The sequence below is a fragment of the Paracoccus albicereus genome, assembly GCF_024359525.1.
Lineage (GTDB): Bacteria > Pseudomonadota > Alphaproteobacteria > Rhodobacterales > Rhodobacteraceae > Paracoccus > Paracoccus albicereus.
Genome location: NZ_JAKZEU010000001.1, coordinates 605212 through 627457 on the forward strand (window position 1 = coordinate 605212; position 22246 = coordinate 627457).

Below are 22246 nucleotides of genomic sequence, written 5' to 3' on the forward strand. Positions count from 1 at the left end.
GCGCCCGACAACCGAAACGAAACTCCGCCACCCGGCCCGCCGGGTCAACCCTGCGCGACCCCGGCCTAGAACTGCAGCCGGACCTGGGCCGTGACGCCATAGCTGTCCAGCGTCTCGCCCGTCCGGCCGTCGACGCGCAATGAGGCATTGAACTGTCGCGGCCGCATCGCGGTGCCCGGTTCCAGCACGCGCAGATAGTTCACGCCAAGGCTGAGTTCGCCATAGACACCGAGGTTATCGGAACTCAGCTCGTCCACGCTTGCGACGCTGCCGTCGTCATCGAAGCGGGTGAAGGTCGATTCGGTGTCGTCCGAGAAGTCCTTGTAGGCCGTGCCGGTGGCGAAATAGTTCACCGCCGAGATCCCACCATCGAGGATGCGCGACTTCGACAACGTCCCGCCCAAGAAGCCGACGCGGCTCTTGCTATCCTTGATCCTCAGGATGGAGCCGTCGTCGAACGTGATCGCGTCGGTCGAGGTGTCGGTGAAGGCGAAGCCGGCCGTCGGTACGAAGATCAGCCCTTCGCGCTGCGGGATGGGAATCGCGTAGGACAGCGAGCCCGAAAGCGTCGTGGCGCTGCTTTCGAATTCGGCATCCGACAAACGAAGCCCGTCGCTGCCGGTGATCTGGGGCGTATTGCTGATGGTGAAATCGGTGCGTTCACGGCGCAGTTGAAGGTCGGCATTCAACGGGCCGCGGCTCGCAGTCAGATAGGCGCCACCGTAAACCTGCCGGAACTCGGCGTCGTTTACGCTGGCGACGATGTCGGTGGACTGTTCGGGGCTGTTGGGGTCCTGCAGGAAGATCGGTTGGTTGGTCGAACCGTCATTGACCCCACCGATCACGCCTGCGGCCATGTCCCACCCTCGGATGCGGCCCTGGAAGCAGGCCAGATCGCCGCCGAACTGGATGCCGCGATAGCGGGTCGAGATGCTGCTTTCGATCTGGAATTCACCGTTGCTGCTGCTGCCGGTCGCGTCGGCACGACCGGCCGTCGCGCGCGCCCAGGCCCCGGCCCCGCAGGCCTCCTCCTCCGGGATCGCGTAGCCTTGCACGAAGGGACTGGTCGGCCGGTTGATGACCGATCCGATCAGGCTCTGCGTCAGCACGATATTGCCCGCGATGCTGCCAAGCGCCGGGTTCGCCAGCGCGGCCATGTAGACGTCATCGTCGATGCGCCGCAGGGCGTAGATCGTTTGTTCAGTCGCGGGCGGCAGATTCGTGCTGGTGACCGTGTAATCGTTTCCTGCGACGTCGCCGTCGGCATCGAGGATCAGGATTGACGAGCCGGTGATCTCGGCCGGTGCGCTGGCCAGGTCGAACTCGAACAGCAATTCGCCCGTCACAGCGCCCCCGCGCACCACGATCAGGTCAGAGCCACCGCGACCCCCGTTCGCTTCCAGATCGAGGTCCAGCTTATAGGCGCCGGTTCCCGAAAGGCCACCGTTGATGCGCAGCGTGTCGCTGTCGTCGCCATTCGTCAGGTCAATGGTGCCGTCATTGCGCACATCGCCATCGATGACCCGATCGCCCGAAACGGACAGGATCCCGCCCGACGCATTGTTCAACCCGGTGAGCGTGGCGCTCGCTCCGAAACTCGTCGTCCCACGGTTAACCAATTGGGCCTGCATCATGCCCTGCAGATCAAGCTGCGCGCCGGCAGCGTTGATCACGCGCGCGGCGCTGAGCGTCCGACCTGCCTCCAACTGGTAGTCGCGCTGCAATTCCACATTGCCGCTGACCGCCAGATCATCCGTCAGGTCCAGGAGGCCTCCGGAAAAGGTCAGATCGCCTTGGATCGTGCCTTCCAAGACGGCGGTACCCGTGCTGACGACGTCGCCCGCGATGAGGCCGCTGCCGACAAGAACACCAGCGTTGCGGATATCGGAATCCATCCGGCCCAGCACTTCGATCCGCGAGCCCGCGCCATTCGTCGTGCCTCCGTCGACGATCATCCGATCGCCCGCGTTCACACGCAAAAGCGCGGGATCGCCGGGTGCCGAGGGGCTTCCGATCGGTCCGGCAGGTTCGCTGCGGTTGGTGAGGCGGCCGGAAATTCGGGCATCGCCCGTGGTAAGAATCGTTCCACCCTGGTTGTCCACATCGCCCGAGACGGCACCGCCCAATCGGACCCGGCCACGGTTGGACATGTCTCCGTCGATCGTTCCGCGCAGCGCGATGTCGCCCGCATTGGCAACTTGACCGCGTAGCGTCGCGGCACCACCCACGGTCAGGTCGCTGCCGATCTGGTTGACCATGCCACCGCTTGCATTCAGCACGCGATCGACCGCGATCGTGCCGCCATTGCCGTTGGTGATCCGTCCGCGCGCATTACCGGACAGGGTCGCCAATCCCACATTGTCGAGACGTCCGATCAGCGTGCCGCGGCTGACCAGCGTGCCACCCGCGGCATTTTCGATCCCCCCCGTGGCGGTCAAAGTGCCGCGCGCACCGACGGCCACGCGGCCGGTATTGGCCAGCGAGCCCACACGCAGTGGACCAGTGACCGCCAGCGTTCCAGTCGCCGTGTTGGTGATGGTCTGAGACACGCTGCCGCCAAGCGTCGCGCTTCCGGCATTGACGACCCTGCCGACGATCGATCCGGTCGAGGTCAGACTGGCTCCGTTGTCGTTCCGGACGAGACCAGCCATCGCACCCGCATTGGTGATCCGCCCACCCGAAGCGTTGACGATCACATCCGAAGCGATCGTGCCGCCCCGCGCAACAGTCGTTTCACCGCGGTTCTGAAGTCGCGCGAGGTCGGTGAGCCGGCCCGTTGCGCCGACATTCAAATCGCCGTCGTTCTCGATGATCGCATCGCCACCGCCGGTCACAGGGGCCGACACGATCAGCGTGCCGGTATCCGCGATCTCGAGATTTCGCTCGATCGTCTGGGGCTCATCGTAGATCAGCACACCCTCGACCAGAATGTCGGCGTCCAGCACGACTCCGGCGCCGACGCGCGAGGCGTCGGTGATGCTGACCGCATCGGCGGTGATGGTCATCCGGTCGAAGCCGCCCGTGGTGATGTCGCCGCTGTTGGAGAAGACGCCGCCCACGATCAGCCGCGTATCGTTCACCGATTGCGTCAGCAGGTTCTGGTTCGAGAAGTCGCCGCCGACAACCATATCCGCCGCAAGCCGAACCGTTCCCAGGTTGACGACGTCGCCGATGATCTCGCCGTTGCCGATCAGCGTCCCGCCCGCCGCGTTGTCCACATCGCCGCGGACCATGCCGTCTGTCGCCAAAGCGAGCGTACCGCTGTTGTCGACATCGGCTTGAAGCGTCCCCCGGACGGCCAGCGTTCCCGTCGTATTGTCGACGCCTCCGGCAACGGTAGCGGTCGCGCCGTCGGCAACGGTCGCGCTGCCTGCATTGACCATTCGCCCGTTCACACGCAGCCCGTCCGACAGAGTCGCCGTTCCACTCGCCTCATTCAGGACTGCTGCGCCGACATTGCCTGCCAGATCGGCGGTGCCGCGGTTCACGAGGTTTCGGGCGACCGTGCCGGTCGTCCCCAGGGTCAACCTGCCACTGTTGTCGATCCTGTTGGCGACGGTGCCGTCGATCCGCAAAGTCCCGTTGTTGTTCAACGGCACCGAGGTTGTGGGATCGCCGATCGTGACCACCGCCCCCCGGGCGACGGTCAAGTCATTGGCATTGGTCAGCGTGGTGGCCTGCACATCGCCCGCCAGTGTAATCGTCCCTTGGTTGCGCAGGGCGCCCGCCACATTGGTATTGTTCAGGGTCGCGGTGCCTTGGTTCACAAAGCCGGACGAGATCGCGCCGGTGAGATCAAGTGTCCCGGAATTCGACAGCGCGGCGACGGTGCCACGAATTGTCGCGTTGCCGCGATTGGCCAGCGTTCCGGTCAGGTCGCCGATCAGGTTCAGCGTCCCATCGTTCTCGACGGCGCCGTCGATCCGCGCCCTCTGGTTGCCGGCGCCGATTGTCGCGTTGCCGGTATTGGTCAGCCCGTTGTTCAAGCGAATGGTCGTGCCCGACCGCGGCGCACCGACCATGTTGACGGTTCCCCCGTTGCGCAGCGCGCCGTTCAGGGTAGCGCCGTCCAGCAGCAGGGTCCCCGCCGACGTCATCTCGATCGCCCCGGTCACCGTGCCAGCCAGAGTTGTCGTTCCACCAAGGCCCAGGACTAGATTCGCGTTGATGCTGCCGCTTTGTCCTAATGTGATCGCGCCGCCATCGTTGCGAATCCGTCCCGGTGTCTGCAGGTTGCCTTCGATTGCCAGAGTACCGCCGCTGGCCACGTCGATCGCGGCAAGGGTCCCACCTTGGACTGAGACGTCGCCGGTGACGGTCGTCCGGCCCCCATCGATGTCCAGCCCATCGGTCAGCGCGATCGCCCTGCCCGTGCCGTTCAACTGCAAAGTCGCGTTCGAGCGAATGTTGCCGCCGACATCTGCGGTGACGGAAATTGTACCTGTTGTCCCGATCACGACCGCTGTCGTTGCGGTATCGATATTCAGCCGTGCTTGGTTCTCGATGGTCGAAACGTTAATATTTCCAAGCGCCGACAGGTTGGTGTCGGCTGTGCGAGCGTTGATCAGCCTGCCGGCAACGTCGAGATTGCTTGCGGTGTTGATGCCGCTGGTGCCGAACATCTCGAGATTTCCCGACACAGCTCCAGTTCCAAACGCGACGCCGTTGCCCGCCAAGCGCAGGGTGCCGTCAATTGCACTGCCAGACCCGAACGTCACGCTGTTGGTGCTTCGCACGACACCGGCCGTCAGCGTCGCGCCGTCGGCCAACCTCAGAGCGCCGCTCTCGCCATTGACGTCGAACCCACCACCCCCGCCCGATACGGTCAGGTCGTCTGCGACGACGGTCTCGCCCTGCGTGATGGTCAAGGACCCGTTCACGCGATTAGAAAGAGTCGCGTTCGATCTCAGCGTTACGGCGCCGGTCAGAGTGCCGGCGCTGGTGAAGCTTCCGGCGCCGACGCGATGTTCGATCGTGCTTGCAGCCAAGGTTCCGCCGGCCCCGATCGTCACATTCCCGTCATTTGTGAACGCACCGAGATCAGTCAGCCCAGCCGAGACATCGAGCGAACCGGAATTGTCCAGATCATTGCCGTTGCCAGCGACGGCGCTGCCGACGGTCAGGTCACCCGACGCGACGTTGACCAGATCGCCCGCCATCATCGGGACATGGGCGCCCAGATCAAAGTCGGCCCCATTGACGATGTCGCCTTCCAGATAGGTCTGACCCAGCAGCGTGCTGCCGTCGCGCAGCAAGATGCTGCCGGCGCGGAGCGTCAATGTGTTGCCGGCGCCGACACCCTCAAGGACACCACCGTTCTCGTTGACGAAGCCACCGGTAACGGTCAGGACCCGGTTGCCGCCGACCGCGCGGATAGTGCCGCTGTTGAAGACGTTGTTGACCGCGGCACTGGTGCCGGCTGTGTTGCCGATCGCCGTGTTGCCGCGGAGGCTCAGCGTTCCGCTGCCGCCGATCGTGGCGCGTTCGATACCGGAGGACTGGCCGCGCAAGCCAAGCTCTCCTTCCACGTCCAGTGCGAAGCGACCAGACAATGCAGGTGCCAGATCCAAGGAGGCGCCCGACTGAACATCGATAAGGCGCAGGCTCGATCCCTCGCTCGACAGTGTCGAGCCGCTGGTGTTGGTGATCACGAAGCTGCCGTTCGTGACCGTGATGCTCGAGACGTTGATGTTCTCGCCGAGATTCAGGGAAATCGGGCCAGCGGGTGTTCCGTCGAAGCCGAAGACGGCATCGTCGCCATCCTCGAAGGATTTGTTTCCACCCAATAGACCCTTGTCCAGCCAGGCCTGATTGCCGGGATTGGTGTTCCAGGTCCCGTTGCTTTGGGGCTGGGCAGCCGAATTTCCAGGATCGTTGAAATCGTAATACAGCGTCTCGGCGGATGCGGGATCGTTCAGCGATAGCGTGCATAGGGCCACGCCGACCAGCGCCGTGCTGCGCAACAGATATCCGAAGCCGCAGCGCTTATCCGTCACCCGAACCATATCCATCCTCCGGTGCGCGCGCACACGGGCAGACCGGTGCGAGTCTGTCGATTTGTGGGCACATGCGCGTTCGATTGCAAACCACAATCGCCGTTCGAGATGGCTTGAGACGCGAGCTGTGGCGGACCGTGGACAGGATGCAACGCATTGGGCATTTGCGGCCGGCGGGACGCTTGTCTAACCTTGGCGGATGGCCAAACCGACGATTTATCAGATCACCGCATTTCCGCTGCGCCCCGGACGCGTTCACGAGGTGGGCGGCCCGGCGGCGGCGGCCTTTGCGGCGGTGTGCATAGGCCAAGGCAAGGATGCTGCCGCGTCGCTTTGGGTGCGCGAAGGATGGCTGCCCGACATGGCGAATCCTGCCGCACTTCAATCCTACTTCGATGTTTCGACCATGGTGATGGCGCAGACCGGCGGACAGATCGATACGCTGGCTGTCGCCGAGGAGGCGCTTCGAGACGGTGCTGTGGGGCACGTGATCGTAGAGCTGACGGCGCCGTTGTCCCTGCGCGAGGGAAGGCGGCTTCAGCTTGCCGCGCAGGCCGGCCAATCGACCGGTTTGTGCCTGATTCCTGAAGGAATGGGCAGCAATGCGGCCGAGACGCGCTGGCATTGCACACAGGTGCCGGACCCCGACAGCCCGCCCGAAGACTCGACTCTGCAATGCTGGAGGATTACCAAGAACAAATCAGGAACATTGGGTGCCTGGCATGTTCGATGGGATCAATCGGCGCGTCGTCTCGTTGTGGTTTCCGCGTCTGGCGAGTGACCGGGCGCTGCGTGCGCGTCCGGTGGCGGGACCCTTTGCGCTGACGCTGAAGGAAAACAATGCCAATCGCATCTATTGTCTGAACGCCGCGGCCGAACGTGAGGGTTTGCACCGCGGCATGTCTTTCTCTGATGCGCGTGCCTTCTGTATCGATCTGCAAAGCCGTCCTGCCGATCCGTTGGGCGACGCTCGATTTCTGGCTGCGCTGCGCCGGTGGGCGACCCGCTACTGTCCTTGGGTCGGGTATGAAGGCGGTGACGGTCTGGTCATGGACATCACTGGCTCGGCCCATCTGCAAGGGGGCGAGCGTGGGCTGCTGACCGACCTTCGTCAGCATCTGGGTCGCGCGGGACTCAGCGTGCGGATCGGGCTGGGTGACACTCGCGGCGCAGCCTGGGCCTTTGCCCGTCACGGCGAGGGCGTGGCAGCCCCGGGTGAAGGTGCCGAGATGCTGTCCGAGATGCCGGTGGCTGGATTGCGATTGCCACCCGACCATATCGAGGCGCTGCAACGGCTTGGCCTGCGCACGATCGGCCAGCTTGCCGCCTCGCCCCGGGCACCACTTGCGCGCCGCTTCGGGCCGGGTCTGCTGATGCGCCTGGACCAGGCGCTTGGCCGGCAGCCCGAAGAGATCTCGCCCGAACCGGATCCACCCCATTACGGCGTCAGGATGAGCCTGCCAGAACCGATCGGGCTGGAGGCCGACGTGATGGCCGGGACCGGGCGGCTGCTGGACCGTCTGTGCGCGAAGTTGAAGGATCGTGGTACCGGTGCGCGGACCCTGTGCCTGACCCTGCGTCGTGTGGACGGGGATTCACAGCACGTGGAACTTCGCCTCGCCCGGCCCCTGCGCGACGCGGCCCGCATTCTGCCCCTGTTCGAGCGGGGCATCGGCGACGTCGATGCAGGGTTCGGCATCGATCAGATGCGGCTGGAAGCGGTTCAGGTCGAAAAGCTGCCGGATGAGCAGATCGGCCATTCGGGGGCAGGCGGTCAGGGCCGGCTGGACGACCTGATCACCCGGATCGGCACCCGTATCGGCCTCGACAACGTGGTGCGATACCTGCCCGCCGACAGCCACATCCCCGAACGCAGCTTCATCGTCGCGCCCGCCGCCTGGTCGAAACCCGAAGGAACGTGGACGGTACCACGCCCCCGCCCGCTGATCCTGTTTCCACCCGAACCGATCACCGCGACCGGCGCGCAGCCGCCGCAGAGCTTCCGGTGGCGGCGGATGCGGCTGACCATTCTGCGCGTCAGCGGACCGGAACGGATCGCCCCGGAATGGTGGTTCGACGATCCGAACTGGCGCAGCGGGATGCGAGACTATTGGCGGGTCGAAACCCGGCAGGGTCGGCGGCTGTGGTTGTTTTACACGCCGCAGAATCCCGGCTGGTTCGTTCAGGGGGAGTTCGCGTGACCCCGCCCCCGCCCACCCTGCCGGCGCATCTGCCACCGGACCAGTCGCCCAGCCCGCATGCTCCGCCGACCGGTTACGCGGAATTGTGCGTCACCACCAACTTCACCTTCCTCACCGGCGGCTCTCATCCCGAAGAGCTGATGGCCCGCGCGACCGAGCTTGGTCTGGCGGCCATCGCCATCACCGACCGCAATTCGTTGGCCGGCGTCGTGCGCGCCTATGCCGCGCTGAAGGAGCTGGCGCGCGAGATCGGTGAAACCATCGCCATCCGCTCGCACCGGATGATCGACAATTCCTCGCGCATGGACATCGGCACGCGTGAGGGGATCGCCCGGCCGGCGACGGATTACCTGCCGCGGCTGATCACCGGGTGCCGCCTGGTCCTGCGAGACAGTGACATCGAATGGCTGGCCCTGCCGACAGACATCGCGGCCTACCAGCGGCTGACGCGTCTTCTGACGCTGGGCAAACGACGGGCGGGCAAAGGCGAGTGCCATCTGGACCTGAACGATGTGATCGACCACGCCGCCGGGATGATCCTGATCGCGCTGCCAACCTCGCTGACCAAGGTGCGGGATGATCTGCAGCGGATGCAGCGCCGATTTCCGGGCAACGTCTTTCTGGGTGCGGCACCACGCTACGACGGGTCCGATCAGGCGCATTTCGACGCCTGCGCCCGGATCGCGCAGCGCTGTTCGACGCCGATGGTCGCGGTGGGCGATGTGCTGATGCATCGCGCGGGCAGGCGCAAGCTGGTCGATGTGCTGACCTGCATGCGCGAGGGGATCACCATCGACCAGATCGGCACCCGCGCCCTGCCCAATGCCGAACGGCGGCTGAAGAAGGCCTCCGACATGGCGCGGTTGTTCCGTCACCACCCAGCCGCCCTGCGCCGCACGGTGGAGATCGCCGCCCGTTGCGCCTTCGATCTGAGCGAGTTGAGCTATCAATATCCCGACGAGATCGCCGAAGGCGGCGAGGCACCGATGGCCCGGCTGGAGCGGCTGGCCCATGAGGGGCTGGCCCGGCGCTATCCGCAGGGCGCGACCGAGCGCGCGCGCGCCTTGATGGAAAAAGAGCTGGCGATGGTCGCCGAGCTGAACTTCCCTGCCTACTTCCTGACCGTCCACGACATCGTCACCTTTGCCCGCAGCCAGGGGATCCTGTGTCAGGGTCGTGGTTCGGCCGCGAACTCGATCCTGTGCTATCTGCTCGGGATCACCGATGTCTCGCCCGACATGATCGGCATGGTGTTCGAGCGTTTCGTCTCGCGCTACAGGGGCGAGCCACCCGATATCGACGTCGATTTCGAACACGAACGGCGTGAAGAAGTGATCCAGTGGATCTACAAGAAATACGGTCGCGAACGCGCAGGTCTGTGTGCCACCGTGATTCATTTCCGTTCCCGCGCGGCGATCCGCGAGGTGGGCAAGGTCATGGGCCTCAGCCAGGACGTGACGGCAGGCCTGTCGGGCCAGATCTGGGGCTATGGACGCGAGGATTTCGACGCCGAGCGGGTGCGCGAGCTGGGCCTCGACCCGACCGACCGGCGGCTGGCGCAGACGCTGCGGCTGATCGGCGAGATCATCGGCTTTCCGCGCCACCTGTCCCAGCATGTCGGCGGCTTCGTCATCACCAAGGGCCGGCTGGACGAGCTTGCGCCCATCGAGAACGCGGCGATGGAGGATCGCACGATCATCGAATGGGACAAGGACGACATCGACACGCTGGGCATCCTCAAGGTCGATATCCTCGGCCTCGGGATGCTCACCTGTATCCGCAAGGCTTTCGCGCTGCTCGACGAGCATGAGCGTATGCCGCTGACACTGGCTACCGTGAAACAGGGCGACAAGGCCACTTACGACATGCTCTGCGTGGCCGATGCGATCGGCGTCTTTCAGGTGGAAAGCCGCGCGCAGATGAACTTCCTGCCCCGGATGCGGCCGCGCGAATTGTACGACCTGGTGATCGAGGTCGCCATTGTCCGTCCCGGTCCTATTCAGGGCGGCATGGTCCAGCCCTATCTGCGCCGCCGTCAGGGGCTGGAGGCCGCCGAACCCTTCGGTCCCGCGCTGGCCGAGGTCACGCGCAGGACGCTGGGTGTGCCGCTGTTTCAGGAACAGGCGCTGCAGATCGCAATGGTCGGCGCGGGATATTCCGCCGAAGAGGCCGACCGACTGCGGCGCTCGCTCGCCTCGTTCCGGCGCATGGGCACGATCGGCGAGCACCGCGAGAAATTCATCCTTGGAATGATGGGCAACGGCTACGAACGCGATGTGGCCGAACGGTGTTTCTCGCAGATCGAGGGGTTCGCGGATTACGGCTTTCCCGAAAGCCATGCGGCTGCCTTCGGGATGCTGGTCTATGTCTCGGCCTGGCTGAAATGCCATCACCCGGCAGTCTTCGCGTGCGCGCTGCTGAATTCACAGCCGATGGGCTTCTACGCGCCAGCCCAGATCGTGCGAGACGCTCGCGACCACCAGATCGAGGTGCGCCCGATCTGCGTGAATGCCAGCATCTGGGACAACACGCTGGAACGCCGCGCCGACGGAACACTGGCGCTGAGGCTGGGGTTCCGCCAGATCAAGGGCTTGCGTGAAGAGGACGCGGGCTGGATCGCGGCGGCGCGTGGCAACGGCTATCCCGATCCGCAATCGGTCTGGTTGCGCGCGGGCGTCGCGCCCGCCGCGCTGGAACGGCTGGCAGAGGCGGATGCCTTTGCCGGCATGGGCCTGACCCGCCGCGACGCCTTGTGGCAGGTCCGCGCCATCCGCGGTCAGAAACCGCTCCCGCTGTTTAACGACCCCATCGACGGCGAGCGCGTGAACGAACCCGTCGTGAGCCTGCCACAGATGCATCTGGGCGAGGAGGTGGTCGAAGATTATGTCGCCACCCGCCTGACGCTGCGCGCCCATCCGATGGAATTGCTGCGTCCGTCGATGCCGGGCCTGACGCCCAACGACCGGCTGCAGGACGCGCCTATCGCGCGAACCACGATCTGCGGGCTGGTCATCACCCGCCAGCGTCCCGGCACGGCGTCGGGTGTGATTTTCCTGACGCTGGAGGACGAGACCGGCGTCGGCAACGTCGTCGTCTGGCGCAAGACGTTCGAGCAATTCCGGCGCCCGGTCATGGGCGGCCGGCTGGTGCGCGTGACCGGCCGACTGCAGCGAGAGGGGATCGTGGTCCACCTGATCGCCGAAGTGATCGAGGATCTGTCGCACAAGCTGTCCGAACTGGGCCATCCGATGGACGACGCGATCGGGGAGACCTCGCTCAAGGCCGACAGCGCGCCGCGCCGGTTCAACCAACCACGGGTGATGCATCCCCGCGATCAAGCCAAGAAGCTGTTTCCCAGCCGGGATTTTCACTGAACAAGACGCTGGACAGGCCTGACCCCAGCACACGCAAATTGGTGCGCGCCTTATGGCAGGCAATGTGCAAGGGATTTTCGAGAAATGGTCGGAGCGAGAGGATTCGAACCTCCGACCCCCTGCTCCCGAAGCAGGTGCGCTACCAGGCTGCGCTACGCTCCGACCGTGGTGGGGCAGGTAGCCTGCGCCCCGGTGGATTGCAAGTGCTAACTGGCGTCGTTCACGCGCCGTCGCCGGGCCGTCCAGGCCCCGTGGCGCGGCCCGGCAGAAGTCGCTGCAGCAGCGTGGATTTGGGGGCTGTGACGGTTTCCGCCCGCATCCTTGCCCCGATCACCGGTCGGTTGGCCGAGCCGCCGCCCGCGCCCTCGCGCCAGACGATGTAGAGCCCCGAGGCGATGATGATTCCGGCCCCAAGCAGCGTCGCCGCATCAGGTCTTTCGTCGAACAGCGCCCATCCATAGGCGGTCGCCCACAGGATCTGCGAATACTGCATCGGTGCCACGATCGCCGCCTCGCCCGTGCGATACGCGGTGATGACCAGGAAACCGGCCGCAAGTCCCAGCCCGGCGATGACACCCGCCAGCGCCAGCGCGCCCAGCGTCATCGGGCGATAATCTAGCGTCAGCGCCCCGCCGGTCAGAACGAAGTTGCCCAGCATCGGCCACAGGATCAGCACAACGGGACGTTCGGAATTGCCAAGCTTGCGCACGATGACGGACGCCAGCGCGCTGGAACAGGCGCCCATCAGCGCAGCCGCGTGGCCAAGCGCCAATTCCCGCGCGCCGGGCCGCAGCACGACCAGCACACCGGTCAGTCCGACGATGACCGCAAGCCAGCGGTGAACACCCACCCTTTCGTGCAGCAGCGGGATCGACAGGATCGTCACCAGCAGTGGCGTGGCGAAAAGGATCGCATAGACCTGCGCCAGCGACAGGGTGGCAAAGGCATAGAAGCCGCCGATACCGGCCAGAACCACGCAGCCCGACCGGACCGCGACCCAGATCGGACGGGCCGGGCGCAGCGTGCCCCCGGTCCTGTCACCCAGCAGCATGATCGTGACCATCGGAAACGACAGCAGAGAAGCGAAGAACAGGATCTGGAACGAGCCATAATCCTGCGCGAGCGTCTTGATCACCACGTCATGCGTGGCATATAGGCCCATCGCCAGCAGGGCGATCAGCGCGCCCTGCAGGTTAGGCTTGCCGCCCAATCACGCGGCCGAGGAGAGCGCTGCGACGATTGAGTCGCCCATCTGCGACGTGCTGATCGCGTCGCCGCCGCCGGGACCGGTCAGGTCGGCCGTGCGCAGCCCGTCCGCCAGCACCTTTTCGACGGCCGCTTCCAACTCGCTGGCAGCATCGCCGCGGTCGAAGGAATAGCGCAGCGCCATCGCGAAGCTGAGGATGCAGGCGATCGGATTGGCCTTGCCCTGTCCGGTGATGTCGGGCGCGCTGCCATGGACGGGTTCGTACAGCGCCTTGGGACGACCGTTCGCCATCGGCGCGCCCAGCGAGGCCGAAGGCAGCATCCCGAGGCTGCCGGTCAGCATCGCGGCCGCATCGGACAGGATGTCACCGAACAGGTTGTCGGTGACGATCACGTCGAACTGGCGCGGGTTGCGGACCAGCTGCATCGCGCCGTTGTCGGCATACATGTGGCTCAGTTCGACATCCGGATATTCGTTGTCGTGAACCCACTGGACCTCCTGCCGCCACAGGATGCCCGATTCCATCACGTTGGCCTTTTCCATCGAGCAGACGCGGTTGTCGCGCTTCTTCGCCAGTTCGAAGGCCGAGCGTGCGACCCGCCGGATCTCCCCGCTGGTGTAACGCTGGGTGTTGATGCCGACGCGACCACCCTCGTTCCCCTCGGAGGTATCGTCCTCGATCCCGCGGGGCTGACCGAAATAGATGCCGCTGGTCAGCTCGCGCACGATCAGGATGTCGAGCCCTGCCACCACCTCGCGCTTCAACGAGGAAAAGTCGGCCAGCGCGTCGAAGCACTGGGCGGGACGCAGGTTGGCGTAAAGGTCCATTTCCTTGCGCAGGCGCAGCAGACCACGCTCGGGCTTCAGGCTGAAGTCGAGGTCGTCGTATTTCGGTCCTCCGACCGCGCCCAGAAGAACCGCGTCCACGGCCTGCGCCTTGGCCATGGTTTCGTCCGACAGCGGCTTTCCGTGCGCATCATAGGCCGCGCCGCCGACCAGATCGTGATCGACCGTGAAGGCCATGCCACGGTTGTCCTGAAACCAGTCGATGACTTTCACGACCTCGGCCATGACCTCGGCACCGATGCCGTCGCCCGGCAGGATCAGGATGGAATTCGTGTCACTCATGGCCGCCCCTCTCAGCTGTTCACGCTTCGCCTAGACCCGCGTCGCACCGTGGTCAAGTTCACGGCGAATTTGCTTGCGATCGCGCGCCGGATCGGGCCGGATGACGCCACACTGAACGCAAAGCGCAGAGCAATTCCAATGAGACTATGGGACGCAATCATGGCCGCCGCGGTGGCCCTGGGTCTGACGATCGCAGCGGTGCAATACGCCGATGCGGCTGATCGGCTGACGGTGAAGCTGCCCGATGTTTCCGGTCTGTCGCGCGGCGACGCCGAGGCGCTGGCCCGGCAACTGGCCGAAGTCGACGTTATTACCTCGAACTGCGAAGGATACCAGATCAGCGATGGCGAATGGACGCTGCTTGCCGGGACCGGCGACAAGCTGGCCGCGCAACTGGGGCTGGACCCCACGGCCTATGAGCAAAGCTATTATGGCCCGGCCTTCGCGCTGCTCGACGATCCCGCTGCCTGCGAGCGGATCGGTCCGCAAGCCGCACCGCTGATCCAACGGTTGATCGGGATGGGCGGCGGAACCGAACCGACGGGCGGAAACTGATCCCGCCTCACAGTCCCAGAACGTCGGCCATGTCGTATTCGCCTGGACCCTTGTCCTGACCCCAAAGCGCGGCGGTCAGCGCCCCGCGCGCGAAGATTGCGCGGTCCGTTGCAAGATGACGCAGGACCACTCGCTCGCCTTGGCCTGCGAAAATCACGTCATGCTCGCCGACGACGTCGCCCCCGCGGATCGCCGAAAAGCCGATGCTGCCTTCGGTCCGGGGACCGGTCATTCCTTCCCGCGCGGGGATGCGCAGGTCTGACAGCGCCTCGCCCCGCCCTTCGGCCGCAGCCTCGCCCAGCATCAGCGCGGTGCCCGAGGGTGAGTCGACCTTGTTCCGGTGATGCGCCTCGACCACTTCGATGTCCCAATCCGCTCCAAGAGCCGCGGCCACGCGCCGGGTCAGCCCGACCAGCAGATTGACACCAAGGCTCATGTTGCCTGCCCTGATGATCGGTGCGTGGCGTGCGGCGGCGGTGATGTGGCGCAGATCGTCGTCGGACAGACCGGTCGTGCCAATGACGTGGACCGCGCGCGCCTGCGCCGTCAGTTCGGCAAAGGCCACGGTGGCGTCTGGCGTGGAAAAGTCAATGACGGCCTGCGCCTGCGCGATCGTTGCCACCGGATCATCGCTGACCGTGACGCCCAGATCGCCGCCACCCATCGCCACACCGACGTCCAGGCCGACCCAGTCATGCCCTTCGCGCACCAGCGCCCCCACCAGGCGTGCCTGATCACTTTCTGCGATCACCCTGACCAGCATCTGCCCCATCCGACCAGCCACCCCGGTCACGACGATGCCGGGCTTGTCCATGTGCTGTTCCCTGACCGTGTCGGTGTCCATGATCCCTCGCGCCTGCTGTTTCGCCTTCCTATCCCGTTGCCACCTGCCCCGCGACCCCCTACATCGGGCGCATGGCAAGGAACCAGCATCATCAGGGCGGAAGCGGCCCCTCGCAGCGGCAGTTGCGCGTGGGCGAACTCATCCGCCGCACGCTGTCGGACGTGCTTTTGCGGGCCGAGGTCCATGACCCCGATCTGAACCGGCACTCGATCACCGTGGGCGAGGTTCGCGCTTCTCCGGATTTGAAGGTCGCTACCGCTTATGTCCTGCCGTTGGGCGGCCATGACGCCGAAGAGGCGCTGGCAGCCCTGCGCCGCAACACCCGTGAGCTGCGCCACCACGTCGCCAAGGCGATGACGCTGAAATATGCGCCTGAATTGCGCTTCCAGCTGGACGAGACCTTTGACCGGATGGACGACACCCGCCGGCTGTTCAACGAGGATCGCGTCCGCCGCGATGTCGAGGCGCCGGAAGACGGCGACGAGGATGGCACCGGGGACCGCGATGCCGTTTGACCTGCGCCGCCGTCTGGGCGTCGCAGCGGGCATGTTGATCGCGATGGCAATTCCTGCCGCGGCCGACGGATGCGCGCGCATCACCCATGACGGGCAGGGTTATGTCGTCTGCGAGGTGACCGACCAATCCCGGCTGCGCCTGTGGCAGGACGATGCCGAAGGTGCGCCGCTGCGCAATTTCTCGAACGTCCGCAAGACGCTCGGCGCCGGTGAGCGGCTGAGCTTCGCGATGAACGCGGGCATGTTCCACGCCGATTACGACCCAGTGGGCCTGCTGGTGATCGATGGGCAGGAACGCGCGCCGATCGTCACCGGTGGTGGCGGTGGCAATTTCGGCATGCTGCCCAACGGTGTTTTCTGCACCGACGGCCCGACGCCTTTCGCGGTCATCGAAAGCCGTGCCTTCGCCGCCGATCCGCCGCAATGCCGACTGGCCACGCAATCGGGTCCGATGCTGGTGATCGACGGCCAACTGCACCCCCGCTTTCTGGTCGAATCCGACAGCCGTTACGTGCGCAACGGCGTCGGTGTCTCGGCCGACGGGACGACCGCCTATTTCGCGATTTCCGATCACCCGGTGACGTTTCACGAATTCGGACGGCTGTTCCGTGACGGGCTTGGAACGCCGCAGGCGCTGTATTTCGATGGTTCAATCAGCAGGCTGTACGCACCTGGGGTGAACCGGAACGATTTCGGCCGCAGCCTTGGTCCGATCATCGGGATGGTCGAGGGCGGTTGACGCGACGCACCGACGCCGCTATCGCCGCGCCTTTCTGACGCGGGACGGGGCAAGATGGCACGCAAGAAGGGTCGCGATATCAGCGGTTGGCTGGTGATCGACAAGCCTGCGGGGATCGGCTCGACCGATGTCGTGGGCCGGGTCCGCTGGGCGCTGGACGCCAAGAAGGCGGGCCATGCGGGCACGCTGGACCCGGATGCGACGGGCGTGCTGGCAGTGGCCCTGGGCGAGGCGACCAAGACCGTGCCGCACCTGACCGAAGCGCTGAAATGCTACGATTTTACCGTCACCTGGGGCGCTGAGACCGACAGCGACGATGCCTCGGGCACGGTCACGAAGACCAGCGAGGCGCGACCCGACGCCGCCGCGATCCGTGCGGCGCTGCCGGACTTTGTCGGCCAGATCATGCAGGTGCCGCCCGCGGTCTCGGCCGTGAAGGTGGATGGTGAACGCGCCTACGACCTGGCACGGGAAGGCGCTTCCGTCGAACTCGCGTCGCGTCCGCTCTGGGTCGAAAGCCTCGACCTGTTGGATGCGGAAGCCGACAGCGCGCAGTTGCGGATGGTCTGCGGCAAGGGCGGCTACGTCCGCGCCATCGCCCGCGATCTGGGCCGGGTGCTTGGCTGTTTGGGCCATGTGGCGCATCTGCGTCGCACGTGGTCAGGTCCGTTCCGGGTGGAGGACGCGGTTTCGTTCGACCATATAGACCGAGCCGCGCAGGCAATGCTGGACGACAGAATGCTGCCATTGCAGGCGGCGCTGGCCGATCTGCCGCATCTGCGCGCGACGTCCGCGGGCGCCGTCAGGCTGCGGAACGGCAATCCGGGCGATGTCACCACGGGGGCGGAATTCGGGGAAACGGTCTGGGTCAGCGAAGGCGAAACGCCCCTCTGCATCGGGCGCTACATGGCGGGGCAGGTTCACCCGGATCGGGTCTTCAACCTCTGACCGGACGGCGAATGCCCAGAAACGGGCCGTCGCCCGACGCGTCGATCCGAGCGATCGCGTCTGGGATATCCTCCCAGATCACCGCCATTTGCCAGGCTGTCGCGTGGATCATCCGCGTCGGCGAAGCCGCCATCGCGACATGGCCGGGCCAGAACAGCAGATCGCCTCGCTGGATGTCATCCACCGCAGGGAACGCATTGCGCTGAAGGTCGCTGTCACCCGGGCAGGCGATATCGCAAGCGGTGAGCGCGGCCTGAACCAGCCCCGAGCAATCGATCCCCCAGTCGCTGTTGCCGCCCCACAGATAGGGCGTGCCAAGCAGCCGCTCGGCCACCGCGACCGGGTCGGCCGCGGGCGCATCGGCGACGTGCTGGGCCGGCACGAAGCCGCCGCCGGACAGTTCCGCGAATCCGTCCGCGATCCTGGTGACGGACAACCGCGCCCCCAGCGACAACGCGAAATCCTGATGCCGCTTCATGTCGGGCGCGGGATAGACATGGGTCGCCGTCGCCCTGACCCGATGGGTCAGCGGGGGCAGGTCATCGCTCAGCGCGCCCGACCGAAGCCAGCCGCAATAGCCGTCCAGCGCGGCGCGTACGAAAGACCAGCCGTCCGTCTCATCGATCACGGTGACGTCGGCACCGAAATTCACCTGTCGATCGCGACGGCCACCGGGTTCACGGCACAGATCGGCCAGCGGCACCGCCAGCCGCGCGGCGCGTCCATCCGTCAGCTGTGGGCGGGGCGCCTGATCCTGCCAGCCTTGCAGCACGACACGGTCCGTCGCGGGCGTCAGGCGGCGATCGCTCATCCCAGCATCTCCGGCAGGGCCTGCAGCAAGGCGCGCGTCCCTTGGCCGACGCCGCCCTTCGGCCTTCCCGGCGCGGCACTAGGCTGCCAGCCATAGATGTCGAAATGCATGTAGCGTGCAGCGCCATCGGCGAAGCGTCGCAGGAACAGCGCAGCGGTGATCGAGCCTGCCATCCCGCCGCCGGGCGCGTTGTCCAGATCCGCCGTCGCGGGTTCGATCATGGATTCGTAGGGTTCCCAGAAGGGCATCCGCCAGCACGGATCGGCGACGGACGTCGCGGCGCGCATCAGCGTCTCGGCCGTCGCGTCGTCGTCGCAGTAGAACGGCGCCAGATCGGGCCCAAGCGCGACCCGCGCGGCGCCGGTCAGCGTCGCCATCGAGATCATCAGGTCGGGCTTTTCCTCGGCCGCCAGCGCCAGGGCATCGGCCAGCACCACCCGACCCTCGGCATCGGTGTTGTTGATCTCGACGCTCAGACCCTTGCGGCTGCGAAGGATGTCACCGGGACGATAGGCGCTGCCCGAAATCGCGTTTTCGACCGCCGGAATCAGCACCCGCAGGCGGATGCCGTCCAGCGCGCCCGTCTTGGCCAGCATCCGCGTCAGGCCCAGCACGTTGGCGGCCCCGCCCATGTCCTTCTTCATCAGACCCATCGAAGATCCCGGCTTGATGTTCAGGCCGCCGGTATCGAAGCAGACACCCTTGCCGACCAGCGTCAGCATCGGCCCGCTATCGCCCAATCGCAGATCGATCAGCCGGGGCTCTGACGCGGCAGCGCGCCCGACGGCGTGGATCAGCGGCAGGTCGGCGCTCAGCAGGGCGTCGCCGGTCGTGACCTCGATCGCGGCACCGAGTTCATGCGCCAGATCCCGGGCCGCCTGTTCCAACTCGGCGGGGCCCATGTCGTTGGCGGGGGTGTTGATCAGGTCGCGGGTCAGAAACTCGCCCGCCGCGATCGCCTGAAGGCGCGCGGCATCCACGCCGGGCGGACAGACGAGACGAGGCTGCGCGGGCTTACCCCCACCGCTCTTGTAGCGGTCGAAGCGATATTGCCCGAGCAGCCAGGCAAGCGCCATCTGGCCTGCATCCTCGCCATCCGGCACTGCCGCGATCCGCCACGGACCTTCCGGCAGGGACAACGCGCGGGCAAAGCCGAACCGCTCGCGGCCCTTGCGCGCGTCGTCGCCGATGCCGAAAAGCGCCCCGCGAACCGAACCGTCCTCACCCGGCAGCAGGCAGATCTCTCCTGCCTTGCCGGTGAAGCCGCTGGCGGCGGGCCAGCCGCCTGCCTGTGCTTCGGCGGGCGCGTCCTGACCCTTGGCGACGATCCAGACCGGCCTTGCCGCCTCATCCTCTGTGGCGAAGGTGGGCAGGGTCGATCGCGTTGTTTCGGTCATGCTTGCTCCTGCACGCGGGAATTTCGCGCCAGACTACAACGCGCATCCCCGCCTGCAAGACCGGCCCGCCCTCAGCCGATGCCGCCATCCCAGATTTGCGTGAGTGAGCGGTTGCCCACCCGCATCAACCGTGCCCGCACCGCCGCGAGCGAGGTCAGGTCCTGTCCTTCCGCGCAGCGGCCGAGGTCGATCGCCACGCCGGCAAGCGAGCTGAGCCCGATCTGCCATGCCAGACGCGACAGCTTGTCGGCATTCAGCACCGTGTCGGCCAGATCGCCGCGCGTCATCGCGCCATCGACGGCAGCCAGCGCGCCAGCGAGTTGCTCCAGCGCGATCCCGATCACCGTTTGCGCGGCCGTTTCGCCCAATTCGTTCACGATGTCGCTGACCCGCCGCGCATCGACGCGGATCGGTTCGTCAACGGCCAGCGCCGTCACCTGTGTCATCGTCCCACCTTTCGCATTCGTGTCCCCACACGTCCGCCCACCATGACCATTCTGCGTCAAGAAAGGGTTACGCGCGCAGGAATAAACCGCTCGCATTCAACGCAATTGCGGCCTATCCACGCTGTGTCCCGACATGGAAGACGAGGGTGAAATGACGAGCGCGCGTCCTTTGCCGCAATATCTGGTCAGCCGGTTCCACGGCTGGAAGGCGACCACCTATGCCGAAAGCAGCGCCTGGTATCGGCGTCTGGTCGATGAAGGCCAGCGGCCCCGCGCCATGGTCATTTCGTGCTGCGATTCCCGGGTTCATGTCAGCTCGCTTTTCGGCGCGGATTCCGGCGAGTTCTTCATCCATCGCAACATCGCGAACCTGGTGCCGCCGCACGCGCCCGACGGGCTTCAGCACGGCACCTCGGCCGCGATCGAGTTCGCGGTCACGGCGTTGAAGGTCGCGCATCTGGTGGTGATGGGTCACACCAGTTGCGGGGGCGTCGCGGGCTGTCATGCCATGTGTTCGGGTCACGCCCCGCAGATGGAGGAACAGACCAGCTATGTCGGGCGCTGGATGGATATCCTGCGGCCGGGCTATGACCGCGTGAAGGACCTGCCCGAGGACCAGCAGATCGCAGCCCTGGAACAGCAGGCCGTGATCGTGTCGCTGGAAAACCTGATGAGCTTCCCCTTCGTGGCCGAAGCGGTCGAGCGCGGCACGCTGGCGCTGCACGGGCTGGTCCAGGACATCGCCAACGGATCGCTGCTGCAGTTGGAGCCGAGCGGCCGCTTCGTTGAAATCTGAAGCGGACCGCCGCGCAGGTCCGGACGATTCAGCCCTTCTTAAGCACGCGTTTGCCCAGCAATTCCGCGATCTGAACGGTGTTCAGCGCTGCGCCCTTGCGCAGGTTGTCGCTGACGCACCACAGGTTCAGCCCGTTCTCGATCGTGCTGTCCTGACGGATGCGGCTGACGAAGGTGGCGAAATCGCCGACACATTCCACCGGGGTCACGTAGCCGCCGGGCTCGCGCTTGTCGACGACCATGATGCCCGGCGCTTCGCGCAGGATGTCGCGGGCTTCGTCCTCGTCGAGGAAATCCTCGAACTCGATGTTGATGGCTTCGGAATGGCCGACGAAGACGGGGACGCGGACGCAGGTCGCGGTGACCTTGATCTGGCGATCCAGGATCTTCTTCGTCTCGGCGACCATCTTCCATTCCTCGCGGGTCGCGCCATCCTCCATGAAGACGTCGATCTGGGGAATGACGTTGAAGGCGATCTGCTTGGGAAAGGTCTTGGGCTCGACCTCCTGGCCGGGGACGTAGAGGCCCTTGGTCTGGTCCCACAGCTCGTCCATCGCCTCTGACCCGCCGCCGCTAACCGATTGATAGGTCGAGACAACCACGCGCCTGATCCGGGCGCGGTCGTGCAGCGGCTTCAACGCGACGACCATCTGCGCGGTCGAGCAGTTCGGGTTCGCGATGATGTTCTTCTTGGCATAGCCCTCGATCGCGTCGGGGTTCACCTCGGGCACGACCAGCGGGACGTCGGGATCCATGCGGTAGAGCGAAGAATTGTCGATCACCACGCAGCCGGCCTTGGCCGCGCGCGGGGCGTGAAGCTTGGTCGCGTCCGAGCCGATGGCGAACAGCGCCATGTCCCATCCGGTGAAATCGAACTGCTCGATATCCTGACATTTCAGGGTCTTGTCGCCGAAGCTGATCTCTGACCCCTGCGAGCGGCGCGAGGCCAGGACGGCGATCTCATCCACGGGAAACTGGCGTTCGTCGAGGATGTTCAGCATTTCGCGGCCCACGTTGCCGGTAGCGCCGGCGACGACGATCTTGTAGCCCATCGGGTCATCCTTCCTGTCGGGGGTGCCGGGCGTTTACCGAAAAGCGGCGGCGGAGGGAAGCCCGGCCCGTTAAGCTTCGTGAACGGCAACGCCAGCGTGCGGTGCTGCGCAACAGCGCAACACCTGATGACCGTGAAAGCCCAGCATTCGCTGAGTTTTCGGGGTCACAACCCGTACACCGCGCGTGCACAGGCTGTACACAACCTGTACACAGGCTGCGAACGTGCGGTTCAGGAAG

16 protein-coding genes and 1 tRNA gene are annotated in these 22246 nt (G+C 65.7%); 8 read left to right on the plus strand and 9 right to left on the minus strand.

Going from position 1 to position 22246, the window contains the following annotated elements; translation table 11 throughout:
• Positions 1–65: 65 nt before the first annotated feature.
• Complete coding sequence (locus MLD63_RS03000) at positions 66–6011, minus strand: hypothetical protein (RefSeq protein WP_255328355.1); 5946 nt, start codon at positions 6009–6011, stop codon at positions 66–68.
• A gap of 184 nt (positions 6012–6195) precedes the next feature.
• Here MLD63_RS03000 and MLD63_RS03005 point away from each other — a divergent pair, with 184 nt between their 5' ends.
• The 3 genes from MLD63_RS03005 to MLD63_RS03015 are packed head-to-tail and all read left to right on the plus strand — an operon-like array spanning position 6196 to position 11571.
• Positions 6196–6777, plus strand: coding sequence for a hypothetical protein (locus tag MLD63_RS03005; RefSeq protein ID WP_255328356.1), 582 nt, complete (start codon positions 6196–6198; stop codon positions 6775–6777).
• Positions 6719–8197: a Y-family DNA polymerase gene (locus MLD63_RS03010; RefSeq protein ID WP_255328357.1), complete on the plus strand. Its 1479-nt coding sequence runs from the start codon at positions 6719–6721 to the stop codon at positions 8195–8197. The genes MLD63_RS03005 and MLD63_RS03010 overlap by 59 nt, the downstream gene beginning before the upstream one ends.
• Positions 8198–8226: 29 nt before the next feature.
• The gene (locus tag MLD63_RS03015; protein WP_255328501.1) at positions 8227–11571 is read left to right on the plus strand and encodes an error-prone DNA polymerase; all 3345 of its coding nucleotides are present in this window, start codon (positions 8227–8229) and stop codon (positions 11569–11571) included.
• A gap of 85 nt (positions 11572–11656) precedes the next feature.
• Here MLD63_RS03015 and MLD63_RS03020 read toward each other — a convergent pair.
• From MLD63_RS03020 to leuB, 3 genes are all read right to left on the minus strand, one after another.
• Positions 11657–11733: transfer RNA gene (locus MLD63_RS03020), tRNA-Pro, on the minus strand.
• Positions 11734–11791: 58 nt separating this feature from the next.
• A complete protein-coding gene (locus MLD63_RS03025; protein ID WP_439957618.1) occupies positions 11792–12733 on the minus strand; it encodes a DMT family transporter in 942 nt (313 codons plus the stop codon).
• A 48-nt stretch (positions 12734–12781) separates the two neighbouring features.
• Positions 12782–13906, minus strand: coding sequence for a 3-isopropylmalate dehydrogenase (gene leuB / locus MLD63_RS03030; protein ID WP_255328359.1), 1125 nt, complete (start codon positions 13904–13906; stop codon positions 12782–12784).
• Positions 13907–14044: 138 nt separating this feature from the next.
• Here leuB and MLD63_RS03035 point away from each other — a divergent pair, with 138 nt between their 5' ends.
• On the plus strand, positions 14045–14461 hold the full coding sequence (locus MLD63_RS03035) for a hypothetical protein (RefSeq protein WP_255328361.1): 417 nt from the start codon (positions 14045–14047) through the stop codon (positions 14459–14461).
• Positions 14462–14468: 7 nt separating this feature from the next.
• Here MLD63_RS03035 and dapB read toward each other — a convergent pair whose 3' ends face one another.
• Positions 14469–15275, minus strand: a complete 807-nt coding sequence (gene dapB / locus MLD63_RS03040) for a 4-hydroxy-tetrahydrodipicolinate reductase (protein WP_255328502.1) — start codon at positions 15273–15275, stop codon at positions 14469–14471.
• 101 nt (positions 15276–15376) lie between these two features.
• Between dapB and rbfA the strand changes: the two genes are divergently transcribed.
• The 3 genes from rbfA to truB are packed head-to-tail and all read left to right on the plus strand — an operon-like array spanning position 15377 to position 17507.
• Positions 15377–15820, plus strand: a complete 444-nt coding sequence (rbfA, locus tag MLD63_RS03045; protein ID WP_255328363.1) for a 30S ribosome-binding factor RbfA — start codon at positions 15377–15379, stop codon at positions 15818–15820.
• Positions 15810–16559 carry a phosphodiester glycosidase family protein gene (locus MLD63_RS03050; protein WP_439957619.1) on the plus strand — a complete coding sequence of 250 codons (750 nt, stop codon included), beginning with the start codon at positions 15810–15812 and terminating at the stop codon, positions 16557–16559. Before rbfA ends, MLD63_RS03050 begins: the two co-directional genes overlap by 11 nt.
• Before the next feature lie 54 nt (positions 16560–16613).
• Positions 16614–17507 (plus strand): tRNA pseudouridine(55) synthase TruB, encoded by an 894-nt coding sequence (truB, locus tag MLD63_RS03055; protein WP_255328365.1) that lies wholly within the window; start codon positions 16614–16616, stop codon positions 17505–17507.
• On the opposite strand, the gene MLD63_RS03060 is transcribed toward truB, so the two are convergent.
• The 3 genes from MLD63_RS03060 to MLD63_RS03070 all read right to left on the minus strand — a co-directional run bounded on the left by MLD63_RS03060 (position 17497) and on the right by MLD63_RS03070 (position 20161).
• Positions 17497–18318 (minus strand): C40 family peptidase, encoded by an 822-nt coding sequence (locus MLD63_RS03060; RefSeq protein WP_255328366.1) that lies wholly within the window; start codon positions 18316–18318, stop codon positions 17497–17499. The genes truB and MLD63_RS03060 overlap by 11 nt on opposite strands.
• The gene (locus MLD63_RS03065) at positions 18315–19715 is read right to left on the minus strand and encodes a leucyl aminopeptidase family protein (RefSeq protein WP_255328367.1); all 1401 of its coding nucleotides are present in this window, start codon (positions 19713–19715) and stop codon (positions 18315–18317) included. Before MLD63_RS03065 ends, MLD63_RS03060 begins: the two co-directional genes overlap by 4 nt.
• Positions 19716–19786: 71 nt before the next feature.
• On the minus strand, positions 19787–20161 hold the full coding sequence (locus tag MLD63_RS03070; RefSeq protein ID WP_255328368.1) for a hypothetical protein: 375 nt from the start codon (positions 20159–20161) through the stop codon (positions 19787–19789).
• Positions 20162–20312: 151 nt separating this feature from the next.
• Between MLD63_RS03070 and MLD63_RS03075 the strand changes: the two genes are divergently transcribed.
• On the plus strand, positions 20313–20957 hold the full coding sequence (locus tag MLD63_RS03075; protein WP_255328369.1) for a carbonic anhydrase: 645 nt from the start codon (positions 20313–20315) through the stop codon (positions 20955–20957).
• A gap of 28 nt (positions 20958–20985) precedes the next feature.
• Here the strand turns inward: MLD63_RS03075 and MLD63_RS03080 are convergent, their stop codons facing one another.
• Complete coding sequence (locus MLD63_RS03080) at positions 20986–22008, minus strand: aspartate-semialdehyde dehydrogenase (RefSeq protein WP_255328370.1); 1023 nt, start codon at positions 22006–22008, stop codon at positions 20986–20988.
• Positions 22009–22246: the final 238 nt, after the last annotated feature.